At 62.2% G+C, this 12,284-nt stretch carries 10 protein-coding genes and 1 pseudogene; 7 read left to right on the plus strand and 4 right to left on the minus strand.

Annotated features, from left to right (window positions below; genetic code table 11):
* Positions 1-11: 11 nt before the first annotated feature.
* The 6 genes and pseudogenes from EOD29_RS25595 (at position 12) to EOD29_RS25620 (ending at position 8,699) form a co-directional block, all read left to right on the plus strand.
* On the plus strand, positions 12-1,262 hold the full coding sequence (locus tag EOD29_RS25595; protein WP_127248278.1) for a YcaO-like family protein: 1,251 nt from the start codon (positions 12-14) through the stop codon (positions 1,260-1,262).
* The gene (locus EOD29_RS25600; RefSeq protein ID WP_127248279.1) at positions 1,259-2,590 is read left to right on the plus strand and encodes a TfuA-like protein; all 1,332 of its coding nucleotides are present in this window, start codon (positions 1,259-1,261) and stop codon (positions 2,588-2,590) included. Before EOD29_RS25595 ends, EOD29_RS25600 begins: the two co-directional genes overlap by 4 nt.
* 264 nt (positions 2,591-2,854) lie before the next feature.
* Positions 2,855-4,051, plus strand: coding sequence for a hypothetical protein (locus EOD29_RS25605; protein ID WP_206520494.1), 1,197 nt, complete (start codon positions 2,855-2,857; stop codon positions 4,049-4,051).
* 338 nt (positions 4,052-4,389) lie between these two features.
* A complete protein-coding gene (locus EOD29_RS36545) occupies positions 4,390-4,641 on the plus strand; it encodes a hypothetical protein (protein ID WP_206520495.1) in 252 nt (83 codons plus the stop codon).
* Positions 4,642-5,097: 456 nt separating this feature from the next.
* Complete coding sequence (locus tag EOD29_RS25615) at positions 5,098-6,864, plus strand: tetratricopeptide repeat protein (protein ID WP_127248281.1); 1,767 nt, start codon at positions 5,098-5,100, stop codon at positions 6,862-6,864.
* A gap of 359 nt (positions 6,865-7,223) precedes the next feature.
* Positions 7,224-8,699: pseudogene (locus EOD29_RS25620) on the plus strand (NAD-dependent succinate-semialdehyde dehydrogenase).
* 65 nt (positions 8,700-8,764) lie between these two features.
* Here the strand turns inward: EOD29_RS25620 and EOD29_RS25625 are convergent.
* Positions 8,765-9,505 carry a GGDEF domain-containing protein gene (locus EOD29_RS25625; protein ID WP_127248375.1) on the minus strand — a complete coding sequence of 247 codons (741 nt, stop codon included), beginning with the start codon at positions 9,503-9,505 and terminating at the stop codon, positions 8,765-8,767.
* Positions 9,506-9,763: 258 nt separating this feature from the next.
* Complete coding sequence (locus EOD29_RS25630) at positions 9,764-10,465, minus strand: thermonuclease family protein (RefSeq protein WP_127248282.1); 702 nt, start codon at positions 10,463-10,465, stop codon at positions 9,764-9,766.
* Positions 10,466-10,595: 130 nt separating this feature from the next.
* Between EOD29_RS25630 and EOD29_RS25635 the strand changes: the two genes are divergently transcribed.
* Positions 10,596-11,132, plus strand: coding sequence for a hypothetical protein (locus EOD29_RS25635; RefSeq protein WP_127248283.1), 537 nt, complete (start codon positions 10,596-10,598; stop codon positions 11,130-11,132).
* Positions 11,133-11,175: 43 nt separating this feature from the next.
* On the opposite strand, the gene EOD29_RS25640 is transcribed toward EOD29_RS25635, so the two are convergent.
* Together EOD29_RS25640 and EOD29_RS25645 are read right to left on the minus strand one after the other, a co-directional pair.
* On the minus strand, positions 11,176-11,721 hold the full coding sequence (locus EOD29_RS25640) for a hypothetical protein (RefSeq protein WP_127248284.1): 546 nt from the start codon (positions 11,719-11,721) through the stop codon (positions 11,176-11,178).
* Complete coding sequence (locus EOD29_RS25645; RefSeq protein WP_127248285.1) at positions 11,718-12,281, minus strand: L,D-transpeptidase; 564 nt, start codon at positions 12,279-12,281, stop codon at positions 11,718-11,720. Before EOD29_RS25645 ends, EOD29_RS25640 begins: the two co-directional genes overlap by 4 nt.
* Positions 12,282-12,284: the final 3 nt, after the last annotated feature.

Below are 12,284 nucleotides of genomic sequence, written 5' to 3' on the forward strand. Positions count from 1 at the left end.
CTCAGCACACGATGTTCGTGGTGGTTAGGTCAGAGCTCGAAGTGTCGGCCGTGGATGGCACGCCTTTAGTTTCATCAAACACTCCTCAAGTAGGAGATGCAGGCAAAGCTATTGCGCGGGTGAAACCGCATTGGGCCCGTATGGGGATTACTCGGGTCGCCAACCTGACCGGGCTCGATCGTATTGGCATTCCTGTCGTGATGGTGTGTCGGCCGAATGCCCGGTCGCTTGCGGTTTCGCAAGGCAAAGGCACCGATATGGATGCCGCGATCGCGTCTGGCTTGATGGAAAGTGTGGAACTTTACCACGCGGAACACATAGAGCTTCCACTAAAGCTCGGCAGCATGGCGGAACTCTCGCATTCACACAGCTTTGCTGAAATTGATCGTCTGCCGCGAGTTGCCGGCGAACAGTTTACCCGCGATCACGTGACGCTTTGGATAGAGGGCACGGATTTGATTTCGCGCGAAGGGAGGTGGTTGCCGTTCGAGTGCGTCCGCGCAAACTTCACGGTGCCTGCGCCGCCGGGAAGCGGCTATTTTGACTGCAGCAGCAATGGGCTAGCCTCGGGCGGCAGCTACGACGAGGCGATCCATCACGCGATCTGCGAGGTTGTCGAACGCGATGCGACCGCGCTTTGGAATCGCCTGCCGTCTGCTCACCGAAGAAGCACCGGGGTCGATCTTGGCAGCGCGCCGGACGGTCCTTGCCGAGACGTGCTTGAAAAACTGAAACGCGCCGACTTCCGCGTAGCGGGGTGGGAAACGACTTCGGACATCGGTGTGCCAGCGTTCTTTTGCCTGATCGCCGATCAACGCGATCGAAACAGCCATCACGGCATCGGCGCTGCAGCGCATCCGGTGCCGGAAGTCGCATTGCTCAAGGCGCTAATCGAGGCCGCGCAGGTTCGAACGACTTACGTTTCCGGGGCGCGCGACGATCTGCAGCCCGAGGAATATCGCGAAGCGTATCGGGAGAACCGCCATCGGCTCGCCGAAAGACTTTTATCCGAGCATTCTCCTGATAGGCGGATTGCTGCCGCTGAAAAAGACTCGACGGTCGGGATAGTGTCGAATCTGGGTTGGTTGATCAATAGGTTGCAAGCGGCGAGAGTCACGGAGGTTGTCGCCGTCGACCTTAGTAAGGATGACATCGGCTTGCCGGTTGTCAAAGTGGTGATACCCGGCCTTGAAGGACCGGACGATCACGGCGGCTACGTGCCGGGCGAACGGGCCCGCCGCACCCTGGGAGCCGCTCTGTGAACGCGGTCGTCTTCTGCGGCCCCAGTGTGAAAGCAGAAGATGTAGCAGGTTATGACGGCTTCGAGTTCAGGCCGCCGGTGCGTCAGGGCGAGTTCTATGCAGCAGCCTGCCGAAGTCCCAGAGCCATTGGCATCATCGACGGCTATTTCGACGGACAGGCGGCGGTGCTGCATAAGGAAATACTATGGGCGCTGGCACGCAGGATCACCGTGTTCGGCGCATCCAGCATGGGTGCGCTGCGGGCTGCGGAGCTCCATTCTTTCGGCATGCGCGGCGTCGGCCGCATCTTCGAAGCGTATCGGGACGGCGAACTCACTGATGACGATGAGGTGGCGCTCATCCATGGCCCCCCGGAAACCGGTTACATCCGCCTCAGCGAACCGATGGTCAACATTCGCGCGACTCTCGAAAAGGCGGTTGAAGAACGGGTCATCGACCAAGCCACCGGAAAACGTCTCGCCGCCGGTGCGAAAGCACGCTTTTATCAATTGAGAACCTGGCGCGGTCTGCTGGAGGATATTGTCGATCCGGAGCAGATGCAGGCGCTTTCCGAGTGGTTGCGAACGGGAAAGGTTGATCGTAAGCGCGACGACGCGCTCGAACTGTTGAGCCAGATGGACGCGTTCATCCGTAGCGGCGCGAAACCCGAGCCACCGACCTTCCATTTCGAGTGGACCGAGAACTGGCACAACGCGCACTGGCGCAGCGAAACTCTGAGGAACGACGAGGCGACTACGATCGAAGAAGAAGCCATCCTGGACGAACTTCGGTTGCGAGGCGACTACTCGCGGGTGCGTCGCGATGCCCTGCTTCGACTGCTGGCTCGGAGCGATGGCGATGCAGCGCCGGATCGCCAAGCTGTAAAGCGCGCGACTGGTGAGTTCCGCTCGCGGCGCGGGCTCATGCGGCAAACCGACGTAATCCGCTGGGCAAGAGAGAACGGCACCGATCTCGCGGGACTGGGGCTTATTATGGAGGACAATGCCCGTATCGAGGTGCTCGCGCGAGATCGCGATGTCGCACTTCATCAAGGCATGCTGGACCGGCTGCGCGAACTCGACCTCTACAGCGGCTACCGTGAGCAGGCTCTGGCCAGGCGGCGATGGGCGTCGACATCTGCGCCGATGCCGCGTGCCCTGTTGGCGGCTTGGTATTTTGAGAAATGCCTCGGCCAGGCCGTTCCCGAAGACCTTGCCGACTACGCCGCCTCTATCGGACTTGCCAGCGTGGACAAGTTTTATGAGCTTTTGGCCCGTGACTATACTTTCACAACCCAACGCGCGTTAGGGAATGACTCTGGCGCCGCGGGCGAAAGTTCGTTAGGATGACTTTGCCGCGCCGATGATGCTGCGGCCAATAAGATGTGGATGCCTCTGTCCGTAGGTGGGACGAGTATGGCATTTAGAGGGGAAGGCTGCGTAGTCAAGAACGGAACGCGCTTCAGGCTGTTTGCCCAGGCGCCGTTTCTAACGCCTTTCCGCAAACCTGAAACTGTTATCGTATCGTCGCCTGCCGGGTCAATAGGCCCTGGGCCTAGTAATGATCGCCTGTATGTCGTCGATCCCATCGGCAAGCCGCTTGCTTACGGACTAGTGGAAAATCTGCGCGGCGACCCGCTCTATCTGCTGCCGCCATGGCGGGGCGATATCTTTCCGCCTGCGCTTCCCGATCGCGAGGGACATTTCGACCACATCGCGCCGGAGGATCCTGAGTTCGAGGCTGCGCATCTGTTCGGCTCGGTGCGCTGCACGCTCGACGTATGGGAGAAATATTTCGGCCATCCGATCGCCTGGCATTTCCGGCGCGACCTGGACCGGCTGGAGCTGGTCATCCAACGCAATCTTCTGGAAAACGCCTTCATGGGCTACGGCTTCCTGGAGGTCGGCATCCATGAGCGCGAGGACGGCGGCATCGAGCCCTTCAGCCTGAACTTCGACGTCATCGCGCACGAGGTCGGGCACTGCATCATCTATTCGGTCATCGGCGTGCCCGATCCGGGAACGGCGTCCGCCGAATATTACGGCTTCCATGAATCCGCCGCCGACCTGACCGCGCTGATCGCCGCCTTGCATTTCGATTCTGTCATCGACGAGCTGCTGGAGGAGAGCCGCGGAAATCTCTACACCCGCAATCTTGTCAACCGCATCGCCGAATTGTCCAGCAACGACCAGATTAGGCTCGCCGCCAACCCGCTGTCCATGCTCGATTTTGTGCGCGGCTGGCACGACGAGCACGCGCTCGCCCAGCCACTCACCGGCGCGATGTTCGACGTCTTCGTCGATCTGTTCCACGAGGAGCTCGTCGCGCGCGGGCTGATCAGCCAAGGACAGGAAGACCTTTCCGACAGGCTCGAGGACAGCCCAGACTATTTCCGCATCATTCAGCCAATCTTCGACGAGGCCTATGCCGCAGCGCCGGCAGATTTTCGCGAGGCGCTGGTCGCCTCGCGCGACGAACTCGGCATGCTGCTCGCCGAAACTTGGCGCCGGCTCGAACCTGACGATCTGAGCTATGCGGCCGTCGGCAACACGTTGCGCGCTGTCGACCGCATAGTGACCGGCGGGCGCTATCGCCGCATCATTGCGGTCAATCTCGACCGCCGCGCCATCGGCCAGGTCCGCGTTGGGCCGCGGCTGGCGGCACCGGCTAAGGACAGCCATTTCCAGATGCCGCGCGTGTTCGTGCCGCGATCGACGAAGCCGTGCTGCTGCTGGCGGAGGCTGTCGTATCGGGAGAAATACGAAGCTAGGCAGATGCGGAATGCAAATGAGAAGGGAATGGTATCATGACCGAGACCTTACTGAGCTCGTCTAATGTTCTAATTTTTGGTCGCGTAGTCGAAGATCTTTCCATTGTTAATCCGGCAGGGAACGCGACACACAGCCCTTTTGTTGTTCCTCGACCCGGTCCGATTGGAGAGGTGCAAGAAAGCTTGGTCTTTGCAGCTGCGAAAATTGCGAGGATATACGGATTCAGTTATGAAAATTGTTACTACGATCTTCCGAGGCCTGTCCTTTTCCTTGTTCACGGGGCGGGCACTCCCGCCAGTGAGGCCAAGCCTGGCGGAGGGGCCGGCCCTAATAGAGCACGTGCGCCGGCGCAACCTTCCCAGACCGGATTGGGAGAAATGGACTTCGAGTTCGCGGACGACATCATGGTCTGGTCCTACGACAAGGCCGACTACACGATCCGCATGGATGTCGAGACGGGCATGTTCGAAGACGTGCTGCTTGCAGCGATGCTCGGCGACGGACCGGGCGGCATGGACGCCGCCGGAATGAGCGCGCGCGGGATGAGTGCACGGGGTATGAGCGCGCGTGGAATGAGTGCAAGGGGAATGAGTGCGCGCGGCACCCGCGGCGGCAACAACAACGATTGACCGGACAGGAATGCGTCCCTGACGCGGGCTTGCGTCGCCCCACCATGCTGAGGATTGGCGACGCTTGGGATCGACGATGCGGAAGCCGAACCGCTCCTAGAGACTGATCGCACGGAAGCGAATAACCGACAGCAAGACGGTCTTCTCCTCGCGCCGCCGTGTCGAGCAGGCCCCTGATCAGCCGCGTGCCGATGCCGAGCCCGCAATAGTCGTCCAGCAACGGCACCTGCGTGCGATTGTAGGCGGTGTCGCGCCCCGGGTGACCTCGATCCAGCCTATGTCGCGCCCGTCGAGAATGATGATGCTGGAGTTTCAGCCTCGAAGGAACGGCGCACCGCCGCCCCCGGCATTCCGCCTCGTTCCGACTCGCCGGCTTCTGCATGAGCGGCCATTTGTGTGCTATGCTGGATCGCACGGCGGTTTGTATTGCGGTCGAACAATGGGGTGAAGGGGGTCATGGTCATCGCGCGAACCGAGAAACTCAATCGCAAGCTGTCAGCGATCCTCTACGCAGACGTCCACGGCTACAGCCGCCTGATGGATAATGACGAGCAGGGGACGGTCGTCCGCTTGATACGCTCTCAGAGCCTCATCAGCAGCCTCGTCGGCGACTATGGCGGGTCGGTTGTCGATACCGCGGGCGACGGACTGGTCGCCCTGTTTCCAAGCGCGACCTTGGCCTTGGATTTTGCCGTCGAAATGCAGCGGGAAATGTCCAACGCCGCGGTGTGGTCGGGTGGCCAGGAGCCCATCGCCTACCGGATCGGCATCACCATAGGCGACACGATCGTCGGCGACACGGGCGTCTACGGTCATGGCATCAACATGGCCGCGCGCATTCAGGCGCTGGCGTCGCCTGGCGGCATATGTATTGCCGAGTCCGTTCACCAGTTCGTGCGCAATGAGCCAGAATGCTCGTTCCGGTCGCTCGGAAAGCAGAAGCTGAAGAACATAGCTGACGAGGTCGAAGTCCTAGCCGTAGACTTCGGTCTGACTCATGCCGAGCCCAAAGTGTCGGCGCTGCCGTTTGCCCCGGCACCCCAGCGTTCCGTCCCGGACAGTTCGCTCGCCGTCCTGCCGTTCGAGAACGTCTCGGGCGATCCTGCAGACCTCCATCTGTGCCAGGGCGTTGTTGCGGACTTGATTTCCGATCTGTGCCGCTTCCGCAACCTGATGGTGATTGCTCGTCATTCGACCTTTGCAGCGACCGCCCAGACGCGGTCGCTGCGCGAGATCGCCAATAAACTCGGCGTTCGATACCTTCTGTCTGGACGCTTGAGGCGCGTTGGAAACAAGCTGCGGATCGCCGTCGACCTGATCGAGGCGCGGACCGAGAATACGATGTGGTCCGAACGCTACGATGGCGGGATCGAGGACATATTTGCCTTCCAGGACGACGTGACTGCTACCACAGCCTCGCGCCTGGCCGTCCAGATAGACATGGCGGAAAAGCGCCGCCTTTCGGCTCAGAACAGCCCCAACGTCGATGCCTATGGACTGATCTTGCGAGGACAGGATCTTAGTTTCCGCTTCCGCCCGGAGAGCAATTGGCATGCCAGGCGACTTTATAGACAGGCGCGGGATCTTGATCCGCACTATGCGCGCAGCTATGCGGCCATGTCGCGGACGTTCAACGTTGAATGGCGTTATGCGTGGACCAACGATCCGGAAGGCGCGTTGAACGAGGCGTTGAACCTGGCGAATCTGGCCGTCCAGCATGACGACCTCGACGCACGCGGTTATTCCGAAATGGGCCTGGCCCGCCTCTACAAGAAGGAGCACGATCCAGCGATCGCCGCCTACGAACGTGCTCTGCAGCTCAATCCCAATGACGCCGACTTGCTAGCCGAGATGGGTGACTGCCTTGTCTACGTTCGTCAAGCGGAGCGGTCTGTGGGGCTGCTAGAGAAGGCGATGCGGCTCAACCCTTATTATCCGGATTCCTATCTCTGGTATCTCGGCGATGCCTATTTTCAGCTCGGCGAATATGAAAAAACGATAGAGACGTTGCAAAAGATGCGGGACGACTCCGAGGGCCATCGGCTTATGGCAGCGAGCTATGCCTATCTCGGGAACGCACGGGAAGCGGACAGGCATGCCCAAGCGCTATTGGAGGTGCACCCAAACTTCACAACCGCGCAGTGGCGCAAGGTTCCTCCGCACAAGTATCCGGAGGACACTGAACTACTGATCGAAGGGCTGCGCAAAGCCGGGTTAAGGTAGCACCGTCACAGGGAGCCAGGAGAAGGTCACGGTGGTTGTGGCAGCAATGCACTAAGCTGCCCGCGGCCTCAGTAGGCCATTTGCTGCTCATTCTGTGGTCCGTCACAATGTTACAAAATGATCAGTAAGTCATTGAAATCATTGGACAGATCGAGAGTTCAATCCTCTCTCGCAGCACCAGCCCGCTTTCGGGGCACCTCCTCTCCCTTGGTCGAGCTCTCATTCCTGCCGATGGTCGAGGAAGCCAGTTGTCACAGGTGGGTCTACCGCCGTCCTTCCCAGGCCCTATGACAGGCGCAGACGTGCGGAATACATCTCGGCCTTCTCAAACGTCAGCTCGTTGAAGGAGGAGACCGGTATTGCCCCTATGCCTGCCGATCATGCGCCACCTGAAATCCCCTGACCTGTTCGGCGCAATCGACCGGGTGCCGGCGCTTGGCACGCCGGTTGGCGGGAGCACGTTCGAGGTCTTCAATCCATCGACGGGCGAATTGCTGGCGGAACTTCCCGACATGGGGATTGCGGAGACGCGCGCCGCGATCGACAAGGCCTATGCCGCACAGGCCGAATGGGCGGGGCTGACCGCCCGGGAGCGCAGCGAATTGCTGTGGCAGTGGCATCAACTGATCGTCACCCACACCGACGATCTCGCGGCGATCCTCACCGCGGAGATGGGCAAGCCGCTCGCCGAAGCCAGATCGGAAGTCTCGCATGCGGCGGCGTATCTGCAGTGGTATGCCGAGGAGGCCAATCGCATCTATGGCGAGACGATCTCGGCCCCGTCGACCGACCGCCGCATGCTGGTGATCAAGCAGCCGATCGGCGTCGTCGGCACGATCACACCATGGAACTTTCCCGCATCGATGGTGGCGCGCAAGATCTCGCCGGCGCTGGCGGCAGGCTGCGCCATTGTGCTTAAGCCTGCCGAACAGACGCCGCTTGTCGCAGGCGCCATGTTCGCGCTCGCCGCCGAGGCCGGCTTTCCCGATGGTGTCGTGAATCTCATCTATGCTTCGAAAGGTGCCGCGGTGGGGCGCGAGCTCTGCCACAATCCCAAAGTGCGCAAGATCAGTTTTACCGGCTCGACCGAGGTCGGACGCCTGCTCATGCGCCAGTGCTCGGACCAGATCAAGAAGGTCGGTCTCGAGCTGGGCGGCAATGCGCCTTTCATCGTCTTCGACGACGCCGACATCGATGCCGCCGTGGACGGGGCGGTCCAGGCGAAGTTCCGCAATGCCGGCCAGACTTGCGTTTCGGCGAACCGACTTTACGTCCAGTCGGACGTTCACGATGAGTTCGTCGACAAATTCGTCCGGCGGGTCGGCGAGCTTTAGGTCGGTGACGGTTTCGATCCCGGCGTCGCCATCGGCCCGCTGATCGACAGGCGGGCGCTCGCCAAGATCGAATCCCACATCGCCGATGCCGTGGCAAAGGGCGGCGCGATCCGGTGCGGCGGAGGCCGGATTGCCAGAGACGGCACGTTTTTCCAGCCGACGGTCCTTACCGACGTCTCCAGCGCGATGACGGTGGCGCAGGAGGAGACATTCGGGCCGTTGGCCCCCGTCATCCGTTTCGAGGATGCCGATCAGGTCGTGTGTGAGGCCAACGACACGATCTACGGACTAGCCGCCTATTTCTATGCGTCCAACCTGAAGCGCGTCTGGCGCGTGGCGGAGGCCCTGGAATACGGCATGGTGGGCATCAACACCGGGCGCATGTCCTCGGAAGCGGCACCCTTCGGTGGCGTCAAGCAGTCCGGCATCGGACGGGAGGGGTCCCGCCACGGCCTCGAGGACTACCTTGAGATGAAATATCTCTGCATGGGCGGCATCTGAGACGCAGGGATTTGAACCGCAGCTCCCGCCAGGTTGTCGGCGGGGTTGGCCGCTGGTCGCGCCGCTCAGTTGTTGAAATGGGACAGGTGAAAGCCGGTCTCGTCCTGCAACTCGGACAATCCTTCCTCGGCCGAGCGGAACATGTCTTCGAAAGCCAATTCATGTTCGAAGACGACGCCGCCGACGCGGATGGCGAGCACGTCCTTGTCGCCTTTCGGCGCGAAATAGATCTGCCCGACCGCTTCCCGGACGCGCTTGCCGACCTCTTTGGCGTCCTCCTCGGTCGCGCCCGCGAGGAAAACACCGAACATCGCCGTTCCGATGCGGCCGATCAGATCCTCCTTGCGCACCGAGGACCTGATGGCGGTGGCGATCAGCCGCAAGGCTTCGTCGCCCCATTCGAGGCCGAAGCGCAAATTGATCGCCGAAAGATGCTCCGGATGGATGACGAGAAAAGCGCCGGAGCGCGGCCCGGCCGGTCTGGCGGCTCGCCTGTCGACCATCGACGTGAACACGGCCCCGTTGAGGCAGCCGGTCAGATGGTCGTAGGTGCCGGATCTGGTGAGCTCCTGCCGGTAACGGCGGATCTCGACCTCTCTCCAGCCGAGTAAGGCAAAAAGCGGCAGACCGATGATAATGGGCAGAAGGGCGGCCGTGATGACGCTGCGGCCGAACGGCGTCAACGCGTCGCTGAGCAGCAGCAGATAGTTGAGGCCGAGCGACAGGCCGACGCAGCCGGCGGTGCCCAGCAGGGTCAGCCAGACGACATGCTTCCAGGGCTCTGCCGGCGCGGTCTCGGTTTTCATACTCACTGGCCAATCTCCTGTTGGACGCATTGGCATAAAGGCGGTGTGTTACGATTTCCGTTTCAGCGTGGCCTACAATTTGAAGGAAATCAGTGTCTTTCTCCCTGGATGGCGCCGGCGGCTGCGGCCCGGTTCTCGCTTCGATCTGATTCGTCGCTGAAACGGGTCAGCGTTTGGTAGGATCGCCGAGCTGCTTTAGCCATTCCGTTTTTACGCAATGGCGCAGGCAAGGCCGTTGCGCGCCTTTCCGGGTATGTCCTATTGCGGCGGGCCGAAGACGCCCATCTCGGCAGCCCTGGCGACGGATTCGGCTTTGCCGTAGATGCCCGAGGGGGACGCCATCGCCCAGCCATTGGCAACCAGCCAGGCGCCGACATCCTGTTTGCCGAGCATGCACGGCGCGGCGATGGCAAAACGGTCGGCATCGGGCGGCAGGACGCATTTGAGCGCCCGGCCGCCCAGCCAGGCATTGAAGGCGGCGCGGGCGCGCTGCCCGCAGGGCCAGATGACATCGCCGAACGCGCAGGTTTTGGCGGGATCGACCTCGATGGTCCCGCTGACGATCACCCTGCGCCCCATGGACTCGAAGATCGCCGACGAGGTGGCGACCGGGCGATAGAGCAGCGTCTCACGCCAGTCCTGCGGCATCGGCGTCTTCGGCGGCACGGCGAGGCCGAGCTCGCCGAGGGGAGGGCGGGGCTCGATGCGCTCGATCCTCGCCACGTCGAGCGGCGGCGGCGCGATGAGGTGCTCGGCTATCCTGCGCGCCGGCTGGCCTGGCCGCGTGTCATGGACGGCGATGCGAGAGGCAGGTCGGGCTTCGCTCGCGACCTGGGCGGGCGGGGAGGGCAGGTCCGGCGGCAACCAGTGCCTCGACGCGGCAACCAGCAGCGCGCCGGCGACCAGCCCGAGGCTGCCGAGCGTCGTGGCAAGCCGGCCGGTCGATTTCGCCTTGCCCAAAGCGCGCCTCGTCGTTTCACCGGATCATACATTAGGCGCCGATGACATCGCTTGAAAAGCAAGGCTTTGCGTTAAGTCTCGCGCAACCAATGCGGCCTACAATCGAGCATCGGATGTCGAGGGGGATGACATGACGCGCAAGCCGATACTGCTCTTTGCCTTCCCGGCTCTCATGCTGTTCCTGCTGGCGGCGGAACGGACGGCGACGTTTCTGCTCGGAAGCTATTCGGCCAGCCCGACCATGTGGCGCATCTGGCTCGAGCTGCGCCCCTTCTCGACGATGTTCTGGCAGCAGGTGGACTTCTATCTCGGCGGCTCGATGGCCGTCGATGCCGCCGTCATCGTCGTTGCGTCAGGCGTCTGCTGGATGGCTTGCCAGGCCAAGAGATCCGCCGGCTTCTTCCTCGCCAACCATGCCGCGCTGATGTTCGCCGGTCTGATGATAGCGGCCGGCAGCCATTCGGAAACGGCGAGCACGATCGCCAACTTCACGGCGCCGCGCGGCTTTCAATTCTCGCTGGCGATCGACTTCAGCTTGAAAAACTGCATGGTGCTGTGCCTTGGCCTTGCGGCCTGCGCCTATTGCCATGTCGCCTTCCTGCGCGAGGCGAGGCTGCGCGCCGAAGCCCGCGCCGTCCGCATCCTGGCGCTGCAGCGTGATCTGTAGACCCCGCTGATCGGAATGCCTTCCGCTATCGCCCTATGCCGCGTCAGTTGATCTTCTTGTAGTAGACTTTACCGTCGGCCTGCTGGATGCGCTGATAGGACGGATTGGGTCCGGGCGGCGCGGCCTTGCCCTTGAATGCCGGCTCGCCGACGGAGGGATTTTCACCTGCCGAGGCCTCGGCCACGGTTGTGTTGGCGAAACTGGGCTCTGGCGCCCGCGGCGTTTCGGCATCGGCGGCGACGGGCTGGCTCTGCTCAAGCCGGGAAAGATTGCCGTTTATCTGGCCGAAACTCGCCTGCAGCTGCCGGTCCAGCGTCTCGAACCGGCTCTGAAAGCCGTTGTTGACGGTATCGATGCGCGCGCCGATCCTCTGCTCGAACTGGCCGAGCTGGTCCAGCCGCGCCTCCAATGCCCGAAGGTCGTTGACGCCGCGATAGAGATAGAAGGCGGCGGTGACGTTGATGGCGGTGACGAGGACCGCGCCGGCCGCGACCACGCCGATGGTTCTCGCCCGGCTCGGCCTGCCCGGCGCCTTTTCCCGTTCGCTGAGTTCGATTGCCGGAATATCCGTCTCGCTGATCATCGTCATTCAACCACCACCTTTGCGCCCACCGCGACGCGCTTGAAGAGATCTATCACATCCGTGTTCGTCAGCCGAAAACATCCGGACGTGCCGTCGAAGCCGACACCTTTGGGATCGTTGGTGCCATGGATGCGATAGAGCGTGTCGCGGCCGTCGCGCGACAGATAGAGCGCCCTGGCGCCAAGCGGATTGTAGGGACCGGCGGGCACCATCGCCGGCAGCTCCGGCTGGCGGACCCGCATTTCTTGGGGCGGGCGCCATTCCGGCCATTCGGTCTTGGCAGCGACCTTGACGGTGCCGGTCCAGCCGAAGCCGTCGCGGCCGACGCTGATCTGGTAGCGCAGCGCCTGGCTCTTGTTCGTGACCAGATAGAGCGCCTTCTCGCTTTTGCGGATGATGATCGTTCCCGGCTGCTCGCCGGTCTGGAAGGCGACCGTCTTGCGCAGGCTGGGGCCCATGGCCGGAAGCGGCGGCAGCCCCGATCCGGCTTCCGCGAGATCGCAAGGCACCGCCAGGACTATGCCGATCAGGCAGGCGCCGGCAAGGCGTGTCGCTATTCGCCGCATTTG

It is taken from the genome of Mesorhizobium sp. M1A.T.Ca.IN.004.03.1.1, assembly GCF_003997555.1.
GTDB lineage: Bacteria > Pseudomonadota > Alphaproteobacteria > Rhizobiales > Rhizobiaceae > Mesorhizobium.